We start from the raw sequence: 898 nt of genomic DNA on the forward strand, positions 1-898 counted from the left end.
AGAGCCCTTTTGAAAAAGGTTGATTGGTGCTGTTGGTTGTGATTCAAGCTTTTGATGTGGACACGAGAGAGCCGTGGCCGGATGGCCGATATTCGCAAGAAGCAGAAGCGCTACCCGACGGACTTGACTGATGCCGAGTGGTTGCTGATTGAACCCTTGATGCCAACGGCCGGGCGGCGCGGACGCCCCCGCAAGACTGATCTGCGTGAAGTCGTCAATGCACTTCGTTATCTGGTGCGGTCGGGTTGTGGTTGGGAGATGCTGCCGAAGGATTTTCCGCCCTGGCAAACGGTTTATTGGTGGTTCCGAGCTCTGATGCGGCGCTTCCTGTTCGTCACGCTTCACAACATGGCTGTGATGATTGACCGTGAACAAGCCGGGCGCGAGGCCAGCCCAACTGCCGCAGTCATCGATAGTCAATCAGTCAAGGCTCCCGCCGCCACAAACCGTGGTTTTGATGCGAATAAGAAAATCGTCGGCCGTAAGCGCCATATCGCTGTGGATACGGACGGACGGTTGCTTATGGTCAACCTGACCACCGCCGATATTTCCGACAGTGCAGGAGCGCAGGCTATTCTTGATGCGATCAGAAAGCGCTGGCCGTGGGTGAAGCACCTGTTTGCCGACGGCGCATATGATCGAGCCAGGCTGATGGACAAGGCAGCTTTTCTCGACTTCGTTATTGAAGTTGTACGCCGTATCGAAGGCGCACAGGGTTTCCATGTTCTACCGCGCAGATGGGTGGTGGAAAGAACCTTTGGATGGCTGGTGCGATGGCGACGTCTCGTACGTGACTACGAGCAACGCATCGACGTCTCCGAAGCCATGATCCACATTGCTCTCGGAGCCCTACTCATCAGGCGAATTGCTCATTGAAGACCTTTTTCAAAAGGACTCT

At 55.2% G+C, this 898-nt stretch carries 1 protein-coding gene; it reads left to right on the forward strand.

Annotation, left to right across the window (positions count from 1 at the left end):
• The first annotated feature begins 54 nt into the window (after positions 1–54).
• Entirely contained in the window at positions 55–876 is an 822-nt protein-coding gene (locus JNC70_RS22755) for an IS5 family transposase (protein ID WP_104757563.1), read from the forward strand.
• The last annotated feature ends 22 nt before the right edge of the window (positions 877–898 follow it).

Source organism: Brucella oryzae, assembly GCF_041929965.1.
Lineage (GTDB): Bacteria > Pseudomonadota > Alphaproteobacteria > Rhizobiales > Rhizobiaceae > Brucella > Brucella oryzae.